The following is a 23,015-nucleotide window of genomic DNA, read 5'->3' as shown; positions in this document are numbered from 1 at the left end:
CGCCGCCGTCCCCAATGTCACGCCGGTTCGCCGAATCATGAGGAAAACAACGCTTCTAGACGCTGTTAAAACCAAGCGAAGCCTACTCCGCAGCCATTGCCGGCGGCATCGGATGTTGCTGTTCGTCCACCGTCCCGGCCTCGTTCTTGCCGGCCTTTAATTTCGGCTCCTTGCCAAAGAACAGGGCGTAGGCGGCGGGCAAGACGATGATCGTCAGGACGGTTGCCACCAGGATACCGCCCATCATCGCATAGGCGAGCGGGCCCCAGAACACGCCGCGCGAAATCGGGATCAGCGCCAGTACGGCGGTGAGCGCGGTCAGCATGATCGGCCGGAAACGACGCACGGCCGAGCCGATGATCGCCTCCTGGCGCTCCATGCCCATAGCGATATCCTGGTCGATCTGGTCGATGAGGATGATCGAGTTGCGGATGATGATACCGAGCAGCGCGATGACACCGAGAATGGCAACGAACCCGAACGGCGCACCGCTGATCAGGAGCGCAGCCGCAGCCCCGATGATGCCGAGCGGTCCAGTCGCCAGCACCAGCATCGCCTTGCCGAAGTGCTGCAACTGGATCATCAGGAGCACGACGATGACGAGCAGCATGATCGGCGCCTTGGCGGCAATGGAGGCCTGGCTTTCCGCCGCATCCTCGGTACCACCCTGCACCTCGATCTGATAGCCGGGCGGCAGGCTGTCGCGGAGCGGCTTCAGGTCGGCGTAGAGTTTTGTCGTCACGTCGTTTGCCTGCACATCGTCGGGCAGCGTAGCCCGCACCGTGATCGTCGGCAGGCGGTCGCGGCGCCATTCCAGCCCCAGCGTCATGGTCGGCACGACCTTTGCCACCTGCGACAGCGGCACGAAACCGCCGGCATCGCTCGGCACGGAGATGGAATTGACCGCCGACAGCAGATGCCGATTGGCTTCCGGCTCGCGTGCCACGATCGACACGGTCTCTTCGCCTTCGCGGAAGTCGCCGAGCGAGGCCCCCGTGACGGCAGCGGCCAGTACCTGGCGAATGCGCTGCGACGTGACGCCGAGGGCCCGTGCCCGATCCTGATCGATCACCAGGCGCATTTCCGGCACCGGCTCGAGCCAGTCGTCGTGGATCGCACCCATGCGGGGATCGGCGGCGAAACGCTGCTTTACCTGGTCGGCGATACGACGAACCTCGAGGCGGTCGGGGCCAAGCACGCGCATCTGCACGGGCCATCCGGTCGGCGGACCGAGGAACAGCCGGTCGACCTTGGCGCGGATGTCCGGAAAGTCGGCGGCGAGAATGCCGCGCAGCTTGATGATCAGCCGCTCGCGGGCGGGTTCGTCGTTGGCAAGCACGAGCAATTGCGCGAAGTTCGGATTGATAAGCTGCTGGTCGAGCGGCAGGAAAAAGCGCGGAGCGCCCTCGCCGATGTAGCTGGCAACAAAGCGCTTGTCCTTGTCGTCGGCAATCCGGGCCTCCAGCGCCGCCGCCTGCTTTTCAACCTCGGCGATGCTGGTGCCCTCAGGCAGCCAGAGGTCGACAAGGATCTCAGGCCGCGACGATTGCGGAAAGAAATTCTGCGGAATGAACTGGAAGGCCCAGAGACTGGTGCCGAAGGTCAGCAGCGTCAACGCCAGCACGATGATCCGATGCCGCACGGCCCAGCCGACAGTGCCGCGCAGGCGACGGTAGAAGCGGGTATCGAAGACGTCGTGATGGCTGCCCGCATGATGCCGCTGCTTGAGGATCATGTAGCCGAGCCACGGTGTAAAATAGACGGCGACGAACCAGGATGTCACCAGCGCGATGCCGACCACATAGAACAGGGTGCGGACATACTCGCCGGCGGTAGACGCTGCAAAGCCGACCGGGATGAAGCCTGCCGTGGTGATCAGCGTTCCTGTCAGCATCGGGAATGCGGTTGATGTATAGGCAAAGCTGGCGGCGTCGAGCTTGACCATGCCCTCCTCCAGCTTGCGCTCCATCAGTTCGACAACGATCATGGCATCGTCGACCAGAAGACCGAGCGCAATGATCAGCGCACCCAGTGAGATGCGCTGCAGGTCGATGCCGAATTCGTACATGATGGCAAAGGTCGCGGCCAGCACCAGCGGAATGGCGATGGCAATCACCAGACCCGAGCGCCAGCCGATCGACACGAAGGAGACGATCAGCACGATGACGAGCGCTTCGCCCAGCGCATGCATGAATTCGCTGACCGCGTCGGTGACGACATCGGGCTGGTTGGCGATCTGGTCAACGGCGACGCCGAGCGGCAGCGACGATTCGAACCGCTGGTAAACGGCATCGACGGAATGGCCGACGTCGGTGACTTTGTAGCCCTTGGCCATGACCACGCCGACCTGCACGCTCTCATGGCCGTTATATTTGAATTTGGCCGTGTAGGGGTCCTGCAGCCCCGCATAGACGGTGGCAATGTCGCCGAGACGCGTCACCTGGTCTCCGGCCTTCAACCTCAACTCACGGATATCTTCGATCTTCCTGACATCGCCCTCGACGGAAATGCGCACCGACCTCAAGCCGGTATCGACGGAGCCGGCCGAATCGACGCTGTTCTGGCCCGTGACGGCAGCACGAAGGGTATCGAGCGTCAGTCCGCGCTCGGCCAGCGCCTTCGACGAGACGTCGATGTAGATTCTCTCGGGCTGGTCGCCGATGATCACCGCTTTTTCGACGCCCGGCACGGTTAGCAGCATGTCCCGCGCCTGGATGGCGAACTTCTTCAGCTCCGGATAGCTGTAGCCAGTGCCGCTGATCGAATGGAGCGTGATGAAGGTGTCGCCGAATTCATCGTTGAAATAGGGTCCGAGGAGGCCCGACGGCAGCTCGCTCTGGATATCGCCGACCTTCTTGCGCACCTGATAGAAAGCGTCGTTCACCTCGGCCGCGTTGGTGTCGCCCTTGACCTGGACAGTGATGATGGCGCTGCCGGCGCGGGTGTATGATTTTACCCAGTCGAGATGCGGCGTCTCCTGCAGTTTGCGCTCGATCTTGTTGACCACCTGGTCTTCCATCTCGTCAATCGACGCACCGGGCCAGATGGCCTGCACCACCATGACGCGGAAGGTAAAGTCGGGATCTTCCTTCTGGCCCATGTGGGTCAGGCCGAGGGCTCCGGCGATGATGATCAGCCCGAACAGGAAGCGGGCGATACTCGGATGGCCGATTGCCCAGCGCGAGAGATTGAATGGCTGCTTTTGTTCAGTGGGTGTGGTCATCATCTTCATCCGCTTTCGAGTGCGATCAGCGCATGACGGCCGCAGACGCAGCAGCGTCCACAGGCTCTGCGGCGGCGGCCTGCTGTCCACTGCCATCGGGTAGCTTGACCTGCATGTTTTCGGCCATGAACTGCGTGCCAGCGGCGACGACGAGATCGCCGGCCTTCAGGCCATCGGAGACCCGGACGCCGACCCCGGTAAACTCGGCAAGCCTGACGTCCTGCGCATGCACGGTGGCCGTTGTCCTGTCGACCAGCCAGACGACCTTGCGTCCGTCCTTCTCGGCCAGCGCACTGAGCGGTATGGACACGAAAGGCACGGCGTTTTCCGCTGTCGCCTCGACGGTAGAAGTCATCCCGAGAAGCACGCGCGGGTCGTTCGGCAGGCTGATCCGGACTGAGAACGTGCGCGATTGCGTATCGGCGCTGCCGGAGACCTCGCGCACCTTGCCATCGAACACGAGGCCGTCGTTCGCCCAGAAACGGGCCTTGACCGTCTTGCCGACGCTGAACTGGCCAACATCGGTTTCCGGCACGGCAATAGCGACTTCCTTCTCTCCGTCGACCGCAACGGTGATCACCGGCGTGCCAGTGCTGACCACCTGGCCGACATCGGCATTGACGGCGGTGACGATGCCATTGAGATCCGATGCGAGACTGGCATAGGCGACCTGATTCTTGGCCTCGTCGAGCGACGAGATGGCCGAATCGCGCGTTGCGACGGCCTGGTCGTAAGCCAGCTGTGCCTGCTCGAGTTGCGACTTCGAGGAGACGTTCTTATCGAACAGCTGCTGGGCGCGATCGCGAGAAAGCGTTGCGGTCTGGACCTGCTTCTCGGCGGAAAGACGATCCGCCTCAGCGCGCTTGACCGCCAATGCGTAGTCCGTGGCATCGATTTTCGCCAGCACATCGCCCGGCTTCACCCGCTGACCGATATCGACGCGCCGCTCGACGATCTTGCCGCTGACGCGAAAGCCGAGGTTCATCTCGGTTCGGGCCCGCACGGAGCCGGAATAATCCAGTGTCCGCGTTGTTTCCGCCTTGGCAATCTCGACGACCTTGACAGGGCGAATGACAGGCTTGGTCTCGGCCTGCTTCTCGTTGCAGCCGGAAATGACGGCAGCAGCGATGAGGAGGACAAAGGCGGATGAAAGGCGCAGTTTGATGGGCGAAATCATGATCGCACTCCTCGGTCGACGGCGGATGGACGGCAGCAGGCAAATTATCTCAAGGCACGAATGGCGTATTCCACGAGATCGTCGGGCATCGCCCGGTTCTCCTTGGCAAGGCACTGCGCCACCATCTGCGGGTGACAGAGGGTAACCGTTGCTGCGCCAAGACATTTCGACGCGATGTGGGGGTCCTGTTCGGCAAACTCGCCGGCAGCGATCCCTTCGGAAATGATACCAGCCATGACGTCGTGGATGCGGTCGATGTGCTTTTCGATGACATGCCAGTCACGCTCGATGGCGACGACGACCATCTCATGAACCTTCTCCTCGTCGAGCATGGTATCGAGAGTGAGCTTGTACTGGCCATGGACGAGAGCACGCAGCCTGTCGGCGGCACTCGCCTGCTTGCGCGCCGCGCCAAGGGCGAGCTCATAACCGGTATCGAGCATCCGCCCGCAGAGCGCCTGGTGGATTTCGACCTTGGAGCTAAAGAAGCGATAGATGTTTGCCGTCGACATGCCGAGATCCTTGGCGATGTCGGCCACCGTTGTCTTGGCATAGCCGTAGTGGCGGAAAAGCCGCTCGGCACAATCGAGGATGCGCGCAACATTCTCCTGGCGGTTGACCTCTGAGGAATCGGCGATGGCGTTCATAAGGCACTTTCGATTTACGACTGACGAAATTCTATTTTCGTCAGTCGTAAATCGAAAGTCATACTTTGTCAACGCATTGCCAGGCACCTGGCACGGGTTTCACTGTGCGGGAGTTCATAGCCGAGGCGCGCGGAGCTCGGAGCTCGGAGCTCGGAGCTCGGAGCGCACGACGCATAAAAAATGCCGGACCATTGGCTGGTCCGGCATGTCAGGCAGCAGTTTTTCTTAGGAGAACTGCACGTCGAGCGTCATTGGCACGGCGGCAAGCGCTTTTGATAACGGGCAACCGGCCTTCGCCTGTTCAGCCAGTTCCTTGAACTTGGCCTCGTCGGTGCCGGGCACGCTTGCAACCAGCGTCAGGGCGATACCCGTGATACCGAAGCCGCCTTCGACGCTTTCCAGGGTGACCCTGGCAGTTGTCTGCATGCTGGTCGCTTTAAGGCCAGCGCCATCGAGGATGCCGGAAAGAGCCATCGTGAAGCAACCGGCATGGGCAGCACCAATGAGTTCTTCCGGATTGGTGCCGGCAACGCCTTCGAAACGGCTGGCATATCCGTAAGGATGCTCCTTCAGAGCGCCGCTCTGGGTGCTGATCTCGCCTTTTCCATCCTTGATTCCGCCAGCCCAGTGGGCCGAGCCCGTGCGTGTGATCTTCATGTGGTGCTCCTTATGATTGGTTGTCGGGAGACGGCGGCTGCCGCTCCAGGGCAATCGATCGGAAAAACCTAAAAGGCTCCCCCATTGGCAATATAAGGTTTTCCCCGCAAAAGACGACCGCGGCAGCATGAAACTTCAAAAACGGCCACGGCTTCTTTTCCAAGGCACAAAAAACCCCGCGATCCGATTGGCTCGCGGGGCTCCTGGTAAAGGCGGATGTGACTGCACTGCGCCGAATGCACTATTTGTTCAGCGTCGCCTGCAGCTTGTTGACGTCGTCCGTCGACATCTCACCATCGGTGGCGACCTTGCCATCGGCAATCTTCCAGAGACGGAACGGGCCAGTGATATCCCCGTATTTGTCGAAGGCGACGGGACCGATGACGCCTTCGTAGCGGATCGGTTTGCCATCCTTGATCAGGCCGAGTGCCTTGGTGAACTCTTCCTTGCCGGCATAGATAGGCGTGCCCGAAGGATCGACGGCCTTGTAGATCGCGTCCTTGATTTTGGCAGGATCTTCCGAGCCGGCAATGGCGATGGCAAGCCCGGCAATGGCACCGGCATCATAGGAGCGGTCGGCTGCCGGATTGGATGGCTCGATACCCGAGAAATCCTTGTAGTTCTTCATGAAATAATCGGTCGAGGCCGTCGGGCTGGTGCCGGAAGACGTGCCGTAGGCTTCCTTCAGGTAATCGGCGCCGACAGACTCGATGAAGTCAGGGCTGTTCATGCCGTCGTTGAGCAGGAATTTCTGCACCCCGCCCTGCGACACCCAGGTACGGGCAATCGTCGCGCCGTCGACCGGGGTGCTGATCAGGTAGAGGCCATCCGGGGTGCCGGACATGGCAGCGGTGACCTCGGAGGCATAGCTCGACTGCTTCTCGTTGTACGGCGTGTCGGAGATGATCGTGCCGCCGAGCGCCTTGTAGGCGCGCGAGAATTCGGCCGACATGTTGACGCCGAAGTCGCTGTTGACGTGGATGATGGCGAGCTTCTTGAAGCCCTTGTCGACCGCGTATTTAGCAGCGGCGACGCCCTGCAGTGCATCCGAGGTGATCGTCCGGAAGAAGATGCCGTTGGTCTTGCCATCGCGCCCGAGCGCCGTCAGCGTCGGCGACGAGGAAGCAGGCGAAATCTGGACAACCTTCGCAGGAGCAGTAACCGAGGTCAGGATCGGGATCGACACCGACGAGATGATACCGCCGATGATGACGGGCACCTTCTTCACCTGTACTAGCTGCGTTGCCGCATCGACAGCGACGTTGCCCTGGCTCTGGCTGTCGCGGGTATCGGTGACGAGGTCGCAGCCGCGCACGCCGCCGGCAGCATTGAGGTCGCGGAAGGCCATTTCGACCGACTTGGCGCCGGCCTGGCCGTATTCGCCGGCAGGACCGGTCAGTTCCATGACGAGGCCGACGGTGATCTTGCAATCGGCGGCATTGGCGATGCCAGCGGCAGAGATCAGGCCGAGAGCGGTGGTTACGGAAAGAAGCGTCTTTTTCATGATTGTTCCCCTTGTTAGGTACGACTTCTATTTTTACGCAGTAATCCTGTCAGGTCTCCGGTGTCTGCAACCAGGTTTCTTGCAGATGCCGCCATTGGACGCCCGATGGCGCCGATGAACTCGCGGTAAAAAGGGCACTCGCCTGCCGACGGGACCGGACGCCCCTGCGGCACTGCACCTCGACATAAGTGACGACGACAGTATCGTCAGTCTGGAAGCCCGCGCGGATGTCCTCGATGTCGATCGAGAAATCACCATGGAAGGTGGCGCGATTGGCCCGGATCAGATCGATGGTCGCCGCCCTGTCGAAAACGCGGCCGGTCGGCGGTATCATCTGGAAGCCGTCTCCGAACGCCTGCTCACAGCGTCCGAAATCCGTCAGGTCAGCCGTCGCCGCATCGTACCAGCCGACGAAGAATTCGTGGAAGGCGATGACCTCGGCGCGGGCACACTCGAAGAGTGACTGATCCTGGCTCATACTTTCCCCGCGTTGAGATTGTAATGCATGATGGAGCCATGCCTGCCGTTTCGGTCGCGTTCCAGCGTGTAGACGTCACCGAGGGGGCCTTTGCTTTCAGCGATAATCGCTTCGATCTGCCCCATGTCGTCTGCCGAAAGCACGATATCCATGATGCCGGCATTGGCCAGCGCATGCGCCTGATTGCGGGCACCGACGATGACAGCTGCGACCTGCGGCTGACGCAGCACCCAGGCGCTGGCGACAGTGGCGATATCGACGCCATGTCGGTCGCCAATGACCTTCAATGTCGAAAGCAGCGATTGAAACAGGTCCCAGCCGCCGAAGTCGTCGATGATCAGCTTGTATTTCACCAGCGACCGGTTCTCGAGCGGCATCTCCGGCTCCGGCTGGCCCAGCCACTTGTCGCTGAGGAAACCGCCGGCAACCGAACCGTAGCACAGGAATTTCACATCATTCGCCGCAGCCAGCGCCGTCAGGCTGTTGGCCGGCCGCTGGTCGAGGACGGAATATTGCAGCTGCTGGCTGACCAGCGGGATACCCGCCTTCAGGATCTCGGCAACATGCTGGGTGTCGAAATTCGTAGTGCCGACATTACGGACCTTACCCTCCCCGTGCAATTCGTTGAGCCAGCCCAGCGCATCGAGATAGCCGTCAAGCGAGTAATCCCACCAGTGGAACTGCACAAGATCCAGGCGCTCCGTGCGCAACCGCCGCAGCGACTGCTCGACGATGCCACGGATATAATCGCGGTTCATGTTGCCGAGCTTCTCGAGATCGGGCACCAGCTTGGTGTGAACCTTCATCTCGGCCGCCGCCTCGGCCCCGCGCTCATTGCGCAGGCGGTCCCGGGCAGCGCCGATCAGTTCCTCGACGCCGGTGTAGATGTCGGCACAGTCGTATGTCCTGATACCGGCATCGTATGCGGCGATCAGGTCGGTCACGGCCTGATCGCGATCGATCGCCCCATGGCCACCGGCCAGCTGCCAGCCACCGCGAATGACGCGGGAAATGGCATAGCCGGGGCGAAGTTCGAAGGTTTTCGTCATGTCATGCAGCTTTCAAATTGGTAGAACGGTGGAGCGCGAAGGGCTCCCCCTCATTTGCCCTTTGGGCATCTTCTCCCCACGGGGAGAAGACAGATATCGCTCCTGCGCCGCGCGCCATCATTCAGGCCTCGTCACCCGGCAGCGGCACTGCCGTCGTCTCGGCATGGCTGAAACGACGCTTGCCCGTGCGCACGATCCTTAGCCGGCTAGCGCAGTTCGGGTCGGGACAGGCGATTTCGGCATCCGAGGTCATCCAGTCGTTCCGGTGCGTCGGCCGCTGCTTGGCGGCCAAGAGCGGCAGCACGGCGGAAATCGAATAGATGGAAAATCCCTGGCCTGCAGGCATCGACAGCATCTCGCCTTTCAGCTCGAAATAATCGCCCTCCCTGGCGCCGCAATAGATTGGCTTGCCCTCCGGGATGACCGCCTCGACGCGCAGGTCGTAAAGCTCGAAACTGTCGTCGGTTTCGCTCACCTCAAACCTCCGTCAGCGCGAAGGTGACGTCGCAGCCGCCGTTGCGGCGGATGATGCCGCAGGCGGCAGCGAAATGCTCGCGCTCCTCCGGCCGCACCTGCGCCATGACGGTGCCGGCCAGCCAGCCGATCGGGAACAGCAACCGCGCACCCTGCCCGTAGAACAGGCCGATGTCGAAAATGGCGTTGGGGCTGCCGCCCCACATGCGCGCCGGCACGTAACTCAGCACAATATCGCCCGGCTGCGGCGTCACCGTAGCGTTCTCGGCCGGCAGCGCAGTTGCATAGGCGGCCCCCTCGAGATGAGCCGCCGGGATCGGGCAGGAGATTTCCGGGCCGGTCCACATCGCATGGATGCCGGGCACGATGCGCGGCTCGGACAGATATTGCATGAAGAAGGCAACGTTCTCGGGCGCCTTGCCGGCCAGCAGCGGCGCGATCACGGACAGTCCGGAACGGGGCTCGGTGATGTGGATTGCATTCTGGCTCATGATCGGTCTCAAATCCTGGCTGCGTCTGTCTGCAGCTTGTTGCGCAAAAAGGTGAAGGGCCGGCTGATATCGGCGACCAGCGCGGCCCGTGCCGCGTCGGCATCCTGGGCGGCCAATGCCGCGACGATGCTGCGATGGTAATGGGCGGTATCGACCTCGCCGGCTTCGGAGAAGGCATAGATCGCCACCCGGATACAGGGGCCCGATTGCAGCCACAGGCTTTCGATCATGGGGATGAGCACGGCCGAGCTGCAGGCCCGGTATATCTCGAAATGGAATGTCTGGTTGAGCGTGACCTCGCGGTCCACGTCCTTCTTCTGCTTCAGGGCGCGCATCTCGTCCCATTCGTGCAGCATGCCCTCGATGACCGTGATATCTTTCGGGCCCATGCGTTTTGCGGCCAGCGCGATGGCCTCGCCCTCTATCAGGATACGGGCGCGCAGGAGGTCGTCGATACGCTCCAGCGTGATCGGCGGGACACGTACCGAGCGATTGGGCAGTGCCTCCAGCGCCTTTTCGGTGATCAGCCGCCCGAGCGCCTCGCGCACCGGCATGGTGCTGGTAACAAGCGCATCGGCAAGTCCGCGGATTGTTAGCACCTGGCTCGGCTCGAAAAGCCCGCCGATCAGCGCCCTGCGAAGCTCGGAATAGACACGGTCCTGAACGGTTTCGCGGCCAACCGGGGCCAGTTGGGCGGCAATCAGATCATTGCTTTTTTCGGCTGAGGCCTTTTGCATTGCGATCCCGTTTTTGACTTGCAGAACGAATTAAAGCTGAATAGCGTGATCAATGCAAGTGTGATCACAAATCAAAAAATCAGGGTGCGACAACGATCGTTCCCGGCCAGAGGGATCCATGAGTTTACCATCTGAACGGCAGGGGGAGGATACCCGGGAGCCTGTTCTGAGTGCGAGGAATATCGTCCGCCGATTCGGCGGCATCGCCGCCGTCAACGACGTATCCTTCGAAGTGCGGCACGGCGAAATCCTTGGCCTGATCGGCCCGAACGGCGCCGGCAAGACGACGATGTTCGATCTTCTCTCCGGCAGCGTCCTGCCGACGAGCGGCGAAATCCGACTGAACGGCACAGTCGTTTCCGGCGAATCCGCACACCGGCGCATCGGTCGCGGCCTCGGCCGCACCTTCCAGATCCCCCGCCCGCTCCCCAACATGACACTGATCGAAAACGTCATGCTCGCCGCCCAGCACCAGACCGGCGAAAAACTGTTTGCCAACTTCCTGGTGCCATGGCGCGTTGTCGCCGAGGAGAAGCGCTCACGCGAAAAAGCGATGGAGCTGCTCGATCTCGTCCTGCTGACGCGGCTGGCCCACGAGCCCGCCCGCGTACTCTCCGGCGGCCAGCGCAAGCTTCTGGAACTTGCCCGGGTGATGATGGCGGATCCCGCCATCATCCTCCTCGACGAACCGGCGGCCGGCGTCAACGCCACCCTGCTCGAAGTCATCATCGACCGCATCCGCGATATCAACGCCCGCGGTATCACTTTCCTGCTGATCGAGCACAATATCGACATGGTCACCCGGCTCTGCAATCGCGTACTGGTCATGGCTGGCGGCCAGCTGCTCTGCCAGGGCACGGCGGAAGAAGTGGCGCGCGACCCCCGCGTCATCGAAGCCTATCTCGGAGGTGCGGCATGAGCGAACCCGTTCTCCTCGTGCGCGATCTCGTCGCCGGCTACGAGCCCGGCGTACCGATCGTCCGTGGCGCCTCGATTACCGTCAACAAGGGCGAGATCGTCGTCGTGCTCGGTCCCAACGGCGCCGGCAAGTCGAGCTTCATCAAGGCTGTCGCCGGCCTCGTGCCGATCGCCGCCGGCACCGTGCTTCTCGACGGGCGGGATATCACTGCGGCACCGGCCCACATGATGGTCCGCCTCGGCCTTGCCTTCGTGCCGCAGACGGAAAATATCTTTCCGCAGATGTCGGTGGACGACAACCTGAAGGTCGCCTGCGGCATCCTGAAGCCGAGGGACGTCCCGTCCCGCATAGAGGCGATGTACACCGCCTTTCCGGACCTTGCCCGCCATCGCAAGATCGCCGCCGGCAATCTTTCCGGCGGACAGCGGCAGATGCTCGCCGTTGCCCGCGCGCTGGTCGTCGACCCCAAGGTGCTCGTCCTCGACGAGCCCTCGGCTGGTCTGTCGCCGAAATTCGTGTCGATGGTGTTCCAGATGCTGACCGAAATCCGCAAATCCGGCGTCACAATCCTGCTGGTCGAGCAGAATGCCAAGGCGGCGCTGGCGATCGGCGACCGCGCTTATGTGCTGGTCGAAGGCAAGGACCACCATGAAGGCATCGCCTCCGAGCTTTGGAACGATCCCGTCGTGGCCGAACTCTATCTGGGCCAGCGCCCGACGCAGCCTGCCAGACCGACCGAGACCGGAGGTGCCGCATGAACCTGCAATCCATCATCGACGGATTGCTGACAGGCTCGATGGTCGGCCTCGGCGCCATCGGCGTCACGCTGACCTATTCGATCCTGCGCTTCTCAAACTTTGCCCATGGCGACTTCATGGCCTGGGGCACCTACGCCACCCTGACCGCAGTCAGCGCCATCGGTGCGATGTTCGGCAAGATCGCACCGATCGGTCCGTTTTCCTTCGGCTGGCCGCTGATCGTTGCAGTGGTCATCGGCATGGCTTTTACCGGGCTGATGGCGCTGCTGCTCGACAAGATCCTGTTTGCGCGGCTGCGGGCAAAAGGCCAGACAATCATCGTCGTGATGGCCAGTTTCGGCGCCTCCATGGCGCTGCGCAGCCTGCTGGAGTTCATCTTCACCTCGCGTCCGGCCTATTTCAGCCGCTCGATCCAGATCGCCATGCCGGTCGGGTTCGGCATCCGCATCACGCCCGACCAGATCGTGCTGCTGCTGCTGACAGCATTTCTGGTGCTGGCGGTACACCTGCTGATGACCCGCACGCAGATCGGTCGCTCGATGCAGGCCGTCAGTCAGAACCCGGCGCTCGCCCGCGTCGTCGGCATCGACGTCGCCAAGGTGGTGCGCGTGACATGGTTGGTCGGCGGGGCGCTTGCCTGCATGGCCGGCGTCATGATCGGCATTCTCGTGCAGATCCGGCCGCTGATGGGCTTCGACATGATGCTGCCGATGTTTGCCGCAGCCATTCTCGGCGGTATCGGCAGCGTGCCCGGCGCTGTGCTCGGCGGTCTGATCATCGGCCTGACGGAAGCCGGCGCCGTCCAGTTGATCGGCGCAGAATGGCGCGCGGCGGTCTCCTTCGTCATCCTGATGGCGGTGCTGCTGGTCCGGCCGATCGGCCTCTTCGGAGTGAGAGAGAGATGATGGACATTCTTGGCTATGGCGCCTTCTTCCTGACGACGGCGCTGATCTTCTCGCTGATCACCCTCGGCCTCAATCTGCAATGGGGGCTGACCGGCCTTTTCAACGTCGGCCTCGCCGGTTTTGTCGCCATCGGCGCCTATACCTCGGCGCTGCTGACGACACCCGATACCGTCGGCCGCTTCGGCGGCTTCGACATGCCGATTGTCGTCGGCTGGCTCGGCGCCATGATCGTCACCGCCCTGGCTGCCGCCATCACCGGCGTCGCCACGCTGCGGCTGAAATCTGACTACCTTGCCATCACCACCTTCGGTGTCGCCGTGGTCGTGCAACTGGTAGCTTTGAATGCGCAGAAACTGACCGGCGGCCCGTTCGGCATCGGCTTCATCCCTCGCCCCTTCGCAGCACTTGCCGAAACGCCCGTGCTCTTCAACTTCTCCAACCTCGCCGTCGTCGCCGGAGTCACGCTCATTACCTATCTGGCACTGGAGCACCTTGCCCGCAGTCCATGGGGGCGCGTGCTGAAGGCCCTGCGCGAAGACGAGCGGGCCGCCATCTCGCTCGGCAAGAGCGCCCGCTTCTACCGCGTCCAGGCCTTTGCCGTCGGCGGCGCCATCATGGGGCTGGCCGGCGCCGTGCAGGCACATTTCATCGGCTTCATCGCGCCAGACAACTACATGCCGACGCTGACTTTCCAGGTCTGGACCATGCTGATCGTCGGTGGTTCCGGCAGCAACAAAGGCGCCATCCTCGGCAGCGTCCTCGTCTGGGCGATCTGGGCGGGCTCCGGCGCGCTGACCAGCGCAGCCTTCCCGACCGACCAGCAGGCCCGCGCCGCCTCGCTGCAGATCGTCGCCATCGGCGTCATGCTCTGCGTCATCCTGCTGGTGCGCCCTAACGGCATCCTCGGCAACATGCCGCGCCGCTTGCGCTGGTTCGGCAAGAAGCAGCCGCCGGCCATGCCCGACCAGAATGGTGCCGCCTCGTGAGCAAAGCAGACACCGCATCGCCGGACGCGCCGTCCCTCTGGCACGTCGTCGGCCGCAACCGGCGGCACCGGCCGCAACTCCAAGGCCCGCTCGATGCTGACCTCGCCATCGTCGGCGGCGGCTTCTCCGGCCTGTCGACTGCGTTGCATGCGGCAGAAAAAGGTCTTTCGGTGATACTGCTGGAGGCCGGTATCATCGCCTGGGGTGCCACCGGTCGCAACGCCGGCTTCGTGGTTCCAAACTTTGCCAAGGTGGACCCGGATAACGTCATCCAGCAACTGGGCCCCGAGCGCGGAAAGCGCCTGGTAGATTTGGCAGCGGGCAGCGGCGACCTGGTCTTCGAGCTGATCCGCCGCCACGCAATCGAGTGCGCCGCGCAGCAGAGCGGCTGGATCCAGCCTGCCCATTCCGCTAACGCCCTCGAAAAAGTACAGTCCCGCGCCGCGCAATGGCAGGCCCGCGGACGCCCGGCGGAAGTCATGGACCGACAGACGATCCGCGACGTGACCGGTGCAGACGGCTATTTCGGCGGCTGGACCGACAAATCCGGGGGCGTGCTCAATCCCGTCGAATATGCGCGCGGCCTTGCCGACGCTGCGGAAGCGGCTGGCGCCCGTATCTTCGAGCGCTCGCCCGTCTCAGCCATTGGCCGAGCAGCGGACGGTTGGCTGCTGCAGACGCCGACGGGCAGCCTGCGCGCCGGCAAGGTCGTGGTCGCGACAAATGCCTACGGCGGACGGCTCAATCCGGAACTCGCCCGCACCTATTTTCCATTGAAGGTATTCCAGGTCGCCACACATCCGCTGCCGGCCGCAATCCGCCAGCGGCTCCTGCCGGCAAATCAGTGTGTTTCCGATACCAGGCGCAACCTCTTCACCTTCCGCTTCGATGCCGACAATCGGCTGATTTCGGGCGGTATGCACATCTTCGGCCCTGGCGCCGACGCCCGTGTGCCAGCAACAATCCATCGACGCATGGCCGAAAAGCTCGGGCTCCCCGATCTACCGCCGCTGGAATTCAGCTGGTCCGGTCTGGCTGCTGTCGAACCGGATTTCCTGCCGCATCTGGTCGATCTCGGACCCGGACTGATCGCCGGCTTTGCCTGCAACGGACGCGGCATCGCCATGACGACGGCGATGGGCAAGGAGCTTGCCGCCTGGGCAACAGGTGCAGATGCCCGTGATCTTGCGATCCCCTTCGGACCGCCGGCACCGATACCGTTCCATGCTCTCCTGAAGCACGCGCCCAATGCGCTGCTGCCGTGGAGCATGCTGCAGGACCGGCTGGACGAGCGAGCCTAACCCCAAACGCAATGCGCCCGCCGATCCCATGACAGATCGACGGGCGCCCGCTCACTCCTGGCCCCACCAGGAGGAGCTGTTACTCGCGGTCGCCCGTAAAGTTGAGCAACAGCTGGAAGATGTTGACGAAGTTCAGGTAGAGCGACAGGGCGCCCATCACAGCCATTTTCTGCTGCGATTCCTGGTCATAGTTCTCGGCATACTGTTCCTTGATGTTCTGCGTATCCCAGGCGGTCAGGCCGACGAAGACGGCGATACCGATCACGGACACGGCAAACTGCAGGACAGTCGAGCCGAGGAAGATGTTGACGACGCTGGCGATCACGACGCCAATCAGGCCCATCATCAGGAACGAGCCGAAATTGGCGAGATCCCGCTTCGTCGTGTAGCCATAGAGACTTGTCGCGCCGAACATGGTGGCTGCGATGAAGAAGGTGCGGGCGATACTGGCGCCGGTGAACACCAGGAACACCGAGGCGAGCGATAGTCCCATGACTGCGCAGAAGGCCCAGAACATGGCCTGCGCGCCGCTGGCGGACATCGACTGGATCTTGAACGAGAAAAACAGCACGAAGCCGATCGGTGCCAGCATGACGACCCACTTCAGGGGCGACGAGAAGATCGGCACATAGAGCGCCGGCGTCGTGCCGACGACGAAGGCAACGAGCCCCGTCACGACCAGACCGATAGCCATATAGTTGTAGATGCGCAGCATATGCTTGCGCAGTCCTTCGTCGAACAGCGCCTGGGTGCCGGCGTTAACGCCGAAACCGGAGCGGGGATTGATCGGATTCATGATCTGTCTCCTTGATTGCGTTAATAGAGTGTCCGGGAAAGCCGCTCGGCCTCCCCGTCGAGATTGTTGGCGGCGGCATCGGCAACCAGCGCGTAGGCGACATCGCCGATCTGCCAGTAGGATGCCTGCACGCCGTCGAGGGCGATGTGGTCGACCTTGGCGACGGCAAAACTGCCTGGCCGGACTGCAAACAGCGACAGCCGCTTGCCATTCGCATCGACGGTAACTTCGATGCTCGGTCCGAAGGCCGACGGATAGATTTCGGCATCGGCCACCTTCCAGTCGGCCGGCAACGTCGGCATGACGATTGCGGTTGCCGCCCGGATATCATCCGGATTGTAGTTGGCCGACTTCGGCTGCGAGGCGACCTGCGCCCTCAATGCCGAGGTGCGGAAAGCCGCAACCGCATCGTCGACGAAAGCCGGCGGCGGCACGGATGCCGAGACCTCGGTGGCCGAGAAAGCGCCGAACGAATTGTGTGCCACCCAGCCCGATGCCACCAGAACGGCAACGGCAGCAATGCGCTGCAATGACTGCAATACGCGACCGTAGGCAAGCCCACGCTCCAGACGACGGGCGGCCTCGCGGGTCTGCACCCCGCCGGTTACGGCCTCCGTCGCCAGTGCCAGCCGCAATTCGCCGCGCAGGCTTAAGTCGGCCATGACCTTGGCAGCCGTTGCCGGATGTTCCGACAGGTAGGATTCCACCGCTATGCGCCGCGATACATCCAGTTCGCCGTCGACATAGGCATCGAGATCGGCGTCGATGATCGGATCAACTGACGTCATGATCGTTCCCTCCGATAACACGCAGATGCGACGCAGCCGGCGCCTTGTCCTCGAAATCCCTCAACTGGGCGCGCGCCCGCGAAATTCGCGACATCAGCGTGCCGACAGGTATGCCGAGCGTCGCTGCGGCCTCGTTGTAGGACATGTCCTCGATGGCAACGAGATGCAGCGCCGCACGCTGTTCTTCCGGAAGCCTGAAGAAGGCGTCACGCACCTGCGACAGCCGGACGGCATGCTCCTGGCCGGCCGCCAGCGACTGCTCCATCTCGACGGCCGCGCCATCATGGCGCCGCGCCATCGACCGGTCCCGACGCAGGCGGTCGATATGGGCGTTATGGACGATGGAGAGAAGCCAGGAGCGCAGGTTTGCGCCGCGACGGAAGGTCGACTTGCGCTCATAGGCCCGCAGCAAGGCATCATGCACGAGGTCTTCCGCATCGTCGGCGTTGCGCACCAGCGAACGGGCGTAGCGTCTCAGGGATGAGAGCTGTGCCAAGACATCGAATGTGCGTCCGTTGCGTTCCATGACCCAGTATACGGACACCGATGCGAACTTATTCCCGGCACGATCAAAAAAAATCGCAATGCGGCTTACATCAGCACGAAATTGGTGGGCGTCGGCAGCGGTGGCAGATCCGTCTCGCCCATGGCTTCTCGCAGATTGTGCTCGATAGCATCGGCAAGCGCACCGATCGGCAAAGCATTCGCCTCCTTGCTGAACGGATTTTCGAGCTCGTCACCGAGCGCATCGAGGCCGAAGAAGGTGTAGGCGATGACCGCCGCCGCAAACGGCGTTCCCCAGCCGAGCACGTCGACCGAACCGAACGGCATTAGGAAGCAAAACAGATAGGCCGTGCGATGAACCAGCAGCGTGTAGGCAAACGGCAACGGCGTGTTTCGGATGCGCTCGCAGGTCGCCGGCACAATTGCCATGTCGGTGATTGTCCTGTCGAGCATCTGGTACTGGATATCTGTTATCCGGTCGCTCGCCCGCATTCTTGCCAGATCGGCCGACATCAGCCGCATCAGCATTTCAGGCCTGTTCGATGCAGCGTGATAGAGGGGCTGGACATCGTCCGGCAATAGCCGCTCGACCTTGCTCTGGTCGCCCTCCGGCCGAAGATGCTGGACAAGCGCATGTGGCATGGCCATGGCCAGCGTCAGCAGGCTACGCCTGACCCGCCGCCCCTCCTCGCCGTGCAAGGCTTCCAGCAGCAAGGTCTGGCGCGAAAACGTCCGTGCCGCGTAGACCAGTTGTCCCCAGCTGTGCCGCGCCTCCCACCAGCGTTGATAGCAGGCGTTGTTGCGGAACGACAGAAACACCGAAAGCGCTGTGCCGAGCACGGCGAACGGCACGCCGCTGACCGACAGGATCATGCCCGGTCGCTCGTGATGGCCCCAGGTGATGAGGCAGGACATAACGAAAATCACGATGATCTGCGGCAAGATGCGGGGAACGATCGATCCACGCATGATGAAGAATAGCGGGAGTAGCCCCGGGCGCTCGCGGACGATCATGGTGGATGCTCTGTTGGGGCTGCCTGTACACCACCCTTACCGGATAAAGATAGGCTGCCTAACCGATATTGGCACAAACGGTGCACTGGGGGTATGCGCCCATTTGTCGCCTCACACGGGAGGCAATGCCGCCAGACTGCAATATCGGATATACACGAGACCTCGGATAAATATCCGCCAAACCTACCCCCCCAGACCTAAAGACTGAGGATCGCTCCGCCAGTTGTTACCTGACGGAGCGGTGGCCTTCGATCAGTTGCTGGCGGTCACCAGTACCGGTTCGGCACGATAGTCCTTGGGGAACATGCGCTTCAGGTCATCGATTTTCGGTATGTCGTTGATGGCGATGTAGGGATATGTCGGGTGGGTCGTCAGGAAATTCTGATGATAAGTCTCGGCCGGATAGAAGCTCTTTCCCGGCTCGATCTTCGTGACGACAGCCTCACCGAAAACGTGTGCCTTGTTCAGTTGATCGATATAGGCCTTGGCGACGCGCGCCTGTTCAGGCGTGGTCGGAAAGATTGCCGAGCGGTACTGGGTGCCGCTGTCTGGCCCCTGGCGGTTCAATTCCGTTGGATCGTGGGCGACGGAGAAGTAGATCTGCAGCAGATGGCCGAGGCTGATCTTGTGCGGATCGAAGACCACCTTCACGGTCTCGGCATGGCCCGTGCTGCCGGTGCTGACAGTCTCGTATTCAGCGGTATTCTTCGCGCCACCGGCATAACCGGACACCGCGCTGACGACGCCGTCGACATGCTGGAAGACGCCCTGCACGCCCCAGAAACAGCCCCCGGCGAGCGCGATTGTCTCGGTGCCGGAACCCGGCGCTGCGTCGATAGTGGCTTTCGGAATCTCTCGGGCTTCGCCGGCCTGGGAAGGTGTGAAATGCAGCACAGTGCCGCCGACCAGAAGGACCGCAACAGCGGTGCCGGCCCGTCGGCCATATCGGGACAAGGCTTCGCGCATGGAATATTTCAAAGTCATCGTCATGGAAGATCTCCCGTTAGCCGGAGGTGAATGCGTAGGCCTGAAGTCTGAGCCCAAATGCTGGGCGGAATTGGCGTTTCAAGAGGTGCGTCACGCAGATGATGCCTGGAACGTCATGGCGATGCCGTTCATGCAGTAGCGAAGGCCGGTCGGCTTGGGGCCGTCGTTGAAGACATGGCCGATATGGCTGCCGCAACGGGCACAATGCACGGCGTTGCGGACCATGCCGTAGGACGTATCCTTGACGGACCCGACGGCTTTTGGCAACGGTTGCCAGAAACTGGGCCAGCCCGTGCCGCTCTCGAACTTAGTCTCCGAGGAAAACAGGGGTAGTTCGCAACCGGCGCAGGCAAATCTTCCCTTACGGTGTTCTTCGAGCAGCGGGCTGGTGAAGGGGCGTTCCGTGCCCTCGTTGCGCAGAACCTCGTATTGTTCTGCGGTCAAAAGCTTGTGCCATTGCGCATCGGTATGGGTTATGGGAAACGTTGCGGCAGCAGCAGTCCCCAGCGATCCGTTCCAGCTCCGCGCGGAAAACACCGCCGCACCGGTCGCCACAGTCATCAGCAATGCGCGTCTCGTCTGCATTCTGGTCCTCCCGGTTTTATTCATCATACAGCAGATACGAACGCGGCCGTGGTTTTGTTACACAAAGCCGCGTGAGACACAGAAATGTGACCGCTATCCAGGCGAGGCCTCGGCAATACGGGGATCAATAGTGCGGCGGTTTCGCGTTGGCCGGCGCCTCGGCAGTTTCTTCGTCGAGCGTCATGAAACGCTCGACCAGACGTTCGAGCTTGTAGCGGGTTTCCTCGACCACCTTCCACTGCGCCGTCAGCTGGTCGGAGAGTTCGTCGATGGTCTTTGCCTGGTAGGCAACAACTTCCTCAAGCTGGGTAATGCGGCTTTCCTGGTCAGACATCTCGGCTTCCTTTCGATCGTGCCATGGCGGCGACACACCAGCTTTCGGCCCGGTTGGCAAGAGCCGCCCCAATCTTGCAGCGGACCCTCCATCTCGGTGGAACTGATGGCCTCGAGGCAAGTTACGAAACGCGGCCTTGTGCAAGCGGGAGATGATAATGTCCGACACTCCGAAAATCGAACCGAACGATGCTCCAGCCGGCGGATGGGGGTCGGTCAGATCGCTGGCCCATCAGGCGCGGGAAAACGGCCAGCCGCTCAGCGTCGTTGCAGGTCTCGCCAAGCAGAACAAGGCCGATGGCTTTGCCTGCGTCAGCTGCGCCTGGGCAAAGCCCGCCAAGCCTCACCCGGCCGAGTTCTGCGAAAATGGCGCCAAGGCGACATTCTGGGAACTGGCCGCCGCGCGCGCCGACGCGGATTTCTTCGCGCAGCACACGGTCACCGAATTGCGCGGCTGGAGCGACTATGATCTCGAAAATGCCGGCCGACTGATGCAGCCGATGCGCTACGATGCCGCGAGCGACCACTATGTTCCCGTCTCATGGGACGAGGCCTTTTCAGCCATCGGCCGCGAGCTGAAGGCAATCCGTGCAGTCGATCCCAACAAGGTCGTGTTCTACGCCTCCGGCCGGGCCTCGCTGGAAACATCCTACATGTATCAGCTGATGGCTCGGGTTTATGGCACCAACAACCTGCCTGACAGCTCCAACATGTGCCATGAATCCACCTCTGTCGCACTTCCGGAGAGCATTGGGATTCCCGTCGGAACGGTGCGGCTGGACGACTTCGAGACGGCGGAAGCATTCTTTTTCTTCGGCCACAATACAGGCTCCAATGCGCCGCGCATGCTGCACCAGCTGCAGGAAGCAGTAAAGCGCGGCGCCGAGATCGTCACCTTCAATCCGCTGAAGGAACGCGGGCTGGAGCGGTTCGTCAATCCGCAAAGCCCGCTCCAGATGGCCACCAACCATGCCACCGAGATCAGCAGCCAGTATCACCAGGTCAAGGCCGGTGGCGACATTGCTGCTATAACCGGAATCTGCAAGGCACTGCTGGCAACAGACGACGCCGACCTCGCATCCGGCGGGAACGGCGTCCTCGACCGCGAATTTCTGGCAGAACACACCCACGGCGCCGGAGAATTCATCGACTACGTCAGGTCTCAGAACTGGGACGTCCTCGTTCGGGAATCAGGCCTGCCAATTGCCGCAATGGTCCAGGCGGCGGATACCTATAGTCGCGCCAAATCCGTCATCGGCATCTACGGCATGGGACTGACCCAGCACAAGCTCGGCGTCCAGGCGGTCCAGATGCTGGTCAACCTGCTTCTGCTGCGCGGCAATATCGGCCGGCCCGGCGCCGGCATCTGCCCAGTACGCGGCCACTCGAATGTCCAGGGCCAGCGTACGGTCGGCATTTCGGAAAAGACCAAGCTGGTTCCGCTGGACAGGCTGAAGGAACTCTACCACTTCGAGCCGCCTTACGAGGATGGACTGACAACCGTTGATGCTTGCCAGTCGATCATCAAGGGCGATGTCGAAGGCTTCATCGGGCTCGGTGGTAATTTCCTTCGCGCCGTACCCGAGCGGGAAGTGATGGAGGAGCGCTGGCCGGCCATGCGCCTGACAGTGCAGATCGCCACCCGGCTCAACCGTGGCCAGCTGTTCAACGGCAGCGTCTCCTACCTCCTGCCGTGCCTTGGCAGAACCGAGATCGACGAGCAGGCAAGCGGTCCTCAGGCTGTCAGCGTCGAGGACAGCACGTCCTGCATCCACGGCTCCAGAGGTTTTCACGCTCCGGCAGGGCCCGGGCTCTATTCCGAAACGAAAATCGTTGCCGGGATCGCCAAGGCCACCCTGCCCGACAATCCAGACATCCCGTGGGACGAGTGGGTGAATGATTACGCTAGGGTCCGCGACGCCATAGAGGCGACCTACCCGAAGATATTCAAGGATTTCAACAAGCGGCTGTTTACCCCCGGCGGCTTTGAAAAACCGCTCGCCGCCCGCGAGCGCGACTGGCAGACGGACACGGGCAAGGCAAATTTCAAAGTGCCGACCGCACTGTCGGCAAGTTTCGCAGAAGACCACGCCGACATTTTCCGGCTGATGACGCTACGCAGCAACGACCAGTTCAACACGACCGTCTATGGCTATAGCGACCGCTTTCGCGGCGTCGAAGGCACCCGCATGGTGATATTCCTCAACGTGGCGGACATGCAGAGGCTCGGCATCGCCAAGGACGACACTGTGTCGTTGGTCACCGCTACCGATGACAATATCGTCCGCCGGCTGGATGGCCTGCGCGCCGTCCCACACAGCATCCCTGAAGGGTGCTGCGGCGCGTATTATCCCGAGTGCAACTCCTTGATACCGCTCTGGCAACATGCCGAAAAGAGCAAGGTGCCCGCCGCCAAATCCGTCCCGGTTTACATCGTAAAGGACGGAAGCAAGCTCGCGCCGATGCCAGTTTACAGCCGGATTAATGCCAGTCAGCCGGTCGGCATCGAGACCTGACAGCGAGCGATCCGAGCTTCCCGGAAAGCGATCCGGGGAGCCACTCGCAAGACATTTTGCGACAATCCGGCGAAACTCTAAATGGCCGTGTGGCTGTTATTCAACTGACATGAGCGAGCACTAGAGAGAGCGGCAAGAAGCGCCGGCCTCCTCTGGAGCGCCGCTTACCGAAGGCGCTTCCATCTT

The 23,015-nt window shown here is 62.0% G+C and carries 23 protein-coding genes; 6 read left to right on the top strand and 17 right to left on the bottom strand.

Annotated features, from left to right (window positions below):
- Window positions 1-82: 82 nt before the first annotated feature.
- The 10 genes from EQW76_RS18575 to EQW76_RS18530 form a co-directional block, all read right to left on the bottom strand.
- The gene (locus EQW76_RS18575; RefSeq protein ID WP_142830322.1) at window positions 83-3,223 is read right to left on the bottom strand and encodes an efflux RND transporter permease subunit; all 3,141 of its coding nucleotides are present in this window, start codon (window positions 3,221-3,223) and stop codon (window positions 83-85) included.
- A 25-nt stretch (window positions 3,224-3,248) separates the two neighbouring features.
- Window positions 3,249-4,400 carry an efflux RND transporter periplasmic adaptor subunit gene (locus EQW76_RS18570; RefSeq protein WP_142830320.1) on the bottom strand — a complete coding sequence of 384 codons (1,152 nt, stop codon included), beginning with the start codon at window positions 4,398-4,400 and terminating at the stop codon, window positions 3,249-3,251.
- A gap of 44 nt (window positions 4,401-4,444) precedes the next feature.
- Window positions 4,445-5,047, bottom strand: coding sequence for a TetR family transcriptional regulator (locus tag EQW76_RS18565; protein ID WP_142830318.1), 603 nt, complete (start codon window positions 5,045-5,047; stop codon window positions 4,445-4,447).
- A 225-nt stretch (window positions 5,048-5,272) separates the two neighbouring features.
- Window positions 5,273-5,704 (bottom strand): OsmC family protein, encoded by a 432-nt coding sequence (locus EQW76_RS18560; RefSeq protein ID WP_142830316.1) that lies wholly within the window; start codon window positions 5,702-5,704, stop codon window positions 5,273-5,275.
- 241 nt (window positions 5,705-5,945) lie between these two features.
- Complete coding sequence (locus EQW76_RS18555; RefSeq protein ID WP_142830314.1) at window positions 5,946-7,208, bottom strand: ABC transporter substrate-binding protein; 1,263 nt, start codon at window positions 7,206-7,208, stop codon at window positions 5,946-5,948.
- Between the two features lie 49 nt (window positions 7,209-7,257).
- Entirely contained in the window at window positions 7,258-7,686 is a 429-nt protein-coding gene (locus EQW76_RS18550) for a hypothetical protein (protein ID WP_142830312.1), read from the bottom strand.
- Entirely contained in the window at window positions 7,683-8,735 is a 1,053-nt protein-coding gene (locus tag EQW76_RS18545; protein WP_142830310.1) for an aldo/keto reductase, read from the bottom strand. Before EQW76_RS18545 ends, EQW76_RS18550 begins: the two co-directional genes overlap by 4 nt.
- Window positions 8,736-8,856: 121 nt before the next feature.
- On the bottom strand, window positions 8,857-9,210 hold the full coding sequence (locus tag EQW76_RS18540) for a TIGR04076 family protein (protein ID WP_142830308.1): 354 nt from the start codon (window positions 9,208-9,210) through the stop codon (window positions 8,857-8,859).
- A 1-nt stretch (window position 9,211) separates the two neighbouring features.
- Entirely contained in the window at window positions 9,212-9,700 is a 489-nt protein-coding gene (locus EQW76_RS18535; protein ID WP_142830306.1) for a DUF3830 family protein, read from the bottom strand.
- 8 nt (window positions 9,701-9,708) lie between these two features.
- Window positions 9,709-10,437: a GntR family transcriptional regulator gene (locus tag EQW76_RS18530; protein ID WP_142830304.1), complete on the bottom strand. Its 729-nt coding sequence runs from the start codon at window positions 10,435-10,437 to the stop codon at window positions 9,709-9,711.
- A gap of 118 nt (window positions 10,438-10,555) precedes the next feature.
- On the opposite strand from EQW76_RS18530, the gene EQW76_RS18525 reads away from it, so the two are divergent.
- From EQW76_RS18525 to EQW76_RS18505, 5 genes are read left to right on the top strand one after another with little or no spacing between them, the layout of a single operon-like run.
- Window positions 10,556-11,356, top strand: a complete 801-nt coding sequence (locus tag EQW76_RS18525) for an ABC transporter ATP-binding protein (protein WP_142830303.1) — start codon at window positions 10,556-10,558, stop codon at window positions 11,354-11,356.
- Window positions 11,353-12,114 carry an ABC transporter ATP-binding protein gene (locus tag EQW76_RS18520; RefSeq protein ID WP_142830301.1) on the top strand — a complete coding sequence of 254 codons (762 nt, stop codon included), beginning with the start codon at window positions 11,353-11,355 and terminating at the stop codon, window positions 12,112-12,114. Before EQW76_RS18525 ends, EQW76_RS18520 begins: the two co-directional genes overlap by 4 nt.
- Complete coding sequence (locus EQW76_RS18515) at window positions 12,111-13,019, top strand: branched-chain amino acid ABC transporter permease (protein WP_143123054.1); 909 nt, start codon at window positions 12,111-12,113, stop codon at window positions 13,017-13,019. The genes EQW76_RS18520 and EQW76_RS18515 overlap by 4 nt, the downstream gene beginning before the upstream one ends.
- On the top strand, window positions 13,016-14,005 hold the full coding sequence (locus tag EQW76_RS18510; RefSeq protein WP_161990965.1) for a branched-chain amino acid ABC transporter permease: 990 nt from the start codon (window positions 13,016-13,018) through the stop codon (window positions 14,003-14,005). Before EQW76_RS18515 ends, EQW76_RS18510 begins: the two co-directional genes overlap by 4 nt.
- Window positions 14,002-15,306, top strand: coding sequence for an FAD-dependent oxidoreductase (locus tag EQW76_RS18505; RefSeq protein ID WP_142830297.1), 1,305 nt, complete (start codon window positions 14,002-14,004; stop codon window positions 15,304-15,306). Before EQW76_RS18510 ends, EQW76_RS18505 begins: the two co-directional genes overlap by 4 nt.
- Before the next feature lie 79 nt (window positions 15,307-15,385).
- Here EQW76_RS18505 and EQW76_RS18500 read toward each other — a convergent pair whose 3' ends face one another.
- From EQW76_RS18500 to EQW76_RS18470, 7 genes are all read right to left on the bottom strand, one after another.
- Window positions 15,386-16,102, bottom strand: coding sequence for a Bax inhibitor-1/YccA family protein (locus tag EQW76_RS18500; protein WP_142830295.1), 717 nt, complete (start codon window positions 16,100-16,102; stop codon window positions 15,386-15,388).
- Between the two features lie 20 nt (window positions 16,103-16,122).
- A complete protein-coding gene (locus EQW76_RS18495) occupies window positions 16,123-16,890 on the bottom strand; it encodes an anti-sigma factor (RefSeq protein WP_142830293.1) in 768 nt (255 codons plus the stop codon).
- Window positions 16,877-17,416, bottom strand: coding sequence for a sigma-70 family RNA polymerase sigma factor (locus EQW76_RS18490; protein WP_142830554.1), 540 nt, complete (start codon window positions 17,414-17,416; stop codon window positions 16,877-16,879). The genes EQW76_RS18495 and EQW76_RS18490 overlap by 14 nt, the downstream gene beginning before the upstream one ends.
- 65 nt (window positions 17,417-17,481) lie before the next feature.
- Complete coding sequence (locus EQW76_RS18485; protein ID WP_142830292.1) at window positions 17,482-18,408, bottom strand: bestrophin family protein; 927 nt, start codon at window positions 18,406-18,408, stop codon at window positions 17,482-17,484.
- Window positions 18,409-18,660: 252 nt separating this feature from the next.
- Window positions 18,661-19,398 carry a peptide-methionine (S)-S-oxide reductase MsrA gene (msrA, locus tag EQW76_RS18480; protein ID WP_142830290.1) on the bottom strand — a complete coding sequence of 246 codons (738 nt, stop codon included), beginning with the start codon at window positions 19,396-19,398 and terminating at the stop codon, window positions 18,661-18,663.
- A gap of 87 nt (window positions 19,399-19,485) precedes the next feature.
- On the bottom strand, window positions 19,486-19,956 hold the full coding sequence (gene msrB / locus EQW76_RS18475; RefSeq protein ID WP_224127968.1) for a peptide-methionine (R)-S-oxide reductase MsrB: 471 nt from the start codon (window positions 19,954-19,956) through the stop codon (window positions 19,486-19,488).
- Window positions 19,957-20,104: 148 nt separating this feature from the next.
- Window positions 20,105-20,314, bottom strand: a complete 210-nt coding sequence (locus EQW76_RS18470; protein ID WP_142830286.1) for a SlyX family protein — start codon at window positions 20,312-20,314, stop codon at window positions 20,105-20,107.
- A 157-nt stretch (window positions 20,315-20,471) separates the two neighbouring features.
- Here EQW76_RS18470 and EQW76_RS18465 point away from each other — a divergent pair, with 157 nt between their 5' ends.
- Window positions 20,472-22,829, top strand: a complete 2,358-nt coding sequence (locus EQW76_RS18465) for an FdhF/YdeP family oxidoreductase (protein WP_142830284.1) — start codon at window positions 20,472-20,474, stop codon at window positions 22,827-22,829.
- The last annotated feature ends 186 nt before the right edge of the window (window positions 22,830-23,015 follow it).

The organism is Rhizobium sp. rho-13.1, assembly GCF_007000305.1.
Taxonomy (GTDB): Bacteria; Pseudomonadota; Alphaproteobacteria; order Rhizobiales; family Rhizobiaceae; genus Rhizobium; species Rhizobium rhododendri.
The sequence above is the reverse complement of the archived record's forward strand: the minus strand, read 5'-3'. Positions and strand labels throughout refer to the sequence as shown.

Coding starts and splice junctions, on each gene's coding strand:
- EQW76_RS18535 (WP_142830306.1), bottom strand. CDS start 9,700: ATGAGCCAGAATGCAATCCACATCACCGAGCCCCGTTCCGGACTGTCC.
- EQW76_RS18575 (WP_142830322.1), bottom strand. CDS start 3,223: ATGACCACACCCACTGAACAAAAGCAGCCATTCAATCTCTCGCGCTGG.
- EQW76_RS18465 (WP_142830284.1), top strand. CDS start 20,472: ATGTCCGACACTCCGAAAATCGAACCGAACGATGCTCCAGCCGGCGGA.
- EQW76_RS18560 (WP_142830316.1), bottom strand. CDS start 5,704: ATGAAGATCACACGCACGGGCTCGGCCCACTGGGCTGGCGGAATCAAG.
- EQW76_RS18545 (WP_142830310.1), bottom strand. CDS start 8,735: ATGACGAAAACCTTCGAACTTCGCCCCGGCTATGCCATTTCCCGCGTC.
- msrA (WP_142830290.1), bottom strand. CDS start 19,398: ATGACGATGACTTTGAAATATTCCATGCGCGAAGCCTTGTCCCGATAT.
- EQW76_RS18555 (WP_142830314.1), bottom strand. CDS start 7,208: ATGAAAAAGACGCTTCTTTCCGTAACCACCGCTCTCGGCCTGATCTCT.
- EQW76_RS18525 (WP_142830303.1), top strand. CDS start 10,556: ATGAGTTTACCATCTGAACGGCAGGGGGAGGATACCCGGGAGCCTGTT.
- EQW76_RS18500 (WP_142830295.1), bottom strand. CDS start 16,102: ATGAATCCGATCAATCCCCGCTCCGGTTTCGGCGTTAACGCCGGCACC.
- EQW76_RS18570 (WP_142830320.1), bottom strand. CDS start 4,400: ATGATTTCGCCCATCAAACTGCGCCTTTCATCCGCCTTTGTCCTCCTC.
- EQW76_RS18520 (WP_142830301.1), top strand. CDS start 11,353: ATGAGCGAACCCGTTCTCCTCGTGCGCGATCTCGTCGCCGGCTACGAG.
- EQW76_RS18495 (WP_142830293.1), bottom strand. CDS start 16,890: ATGACGTCAGTTGATCCGATCATCGACGCCGATCTCGATGCCTATGTC.
- EQW76_RS18470 (WP_142830286.1), bottom strand. CDS start 20,314: ATGTCTGACCAGGAAAGCCGCATTACCCAGCTTGAGGAAGTTGTTGCC.
- EQW76_RS18485 (WP_142830292.1), bottom strand. CDS start 18,408: ATGATCGTCCGCGAGCGCCCGGGGCTACTCCCGCTATTCTTCATCATG.
- EQW76_RS18530 (WP_142830304.1), bottom strand. CDS start 10,437: ATGCAAAAGGCCTCAGCCGAAAAAAGCAATGATCTGATTGCCGCCCAA.
- EQW76_RS18515 (WP_143123054.1), top strand. CDS start 12,111: ATGAACCTGCAATCCATCATCGACGGATTGCTGACAGGCTCGATGGTC.
- EQW76_RS18550 (WP_142830312.1), bottom strand. CDS start 7,686: ATGAGCCAGGATCAGTCACTCTTCGAGTGTGCCCGCGCCGAGGTCATC.
- msrB (WP_224127968.1), bottom strand. CDS start 19,956: ATGACTGTGGCGACCGGTGCGGCGGTGTTTTCCGCGCGGAGCTGGAAC.
- EQW76_RS18510 (WP_161990965.1), top strand. CDS start 13,016: ATGATGGACATTCTTGGCTATGGCGCCTTCTTCCTGACGACGGCGCTG.
- EQW76_RS18565 (WP_142830318.1), bottom strand. CDS start 5,047: ATGAACGCCATCGCCGATTCCTCAGAGGTCAACCGCCAGGAGAATGTT.
- EQW76_RS18490 (WP_142830554.1), bottom strand. CDS start 17,416: ATGGAACGCAACGGACGCACATTCGATGTCTTGGCACAGCTCTCATCC.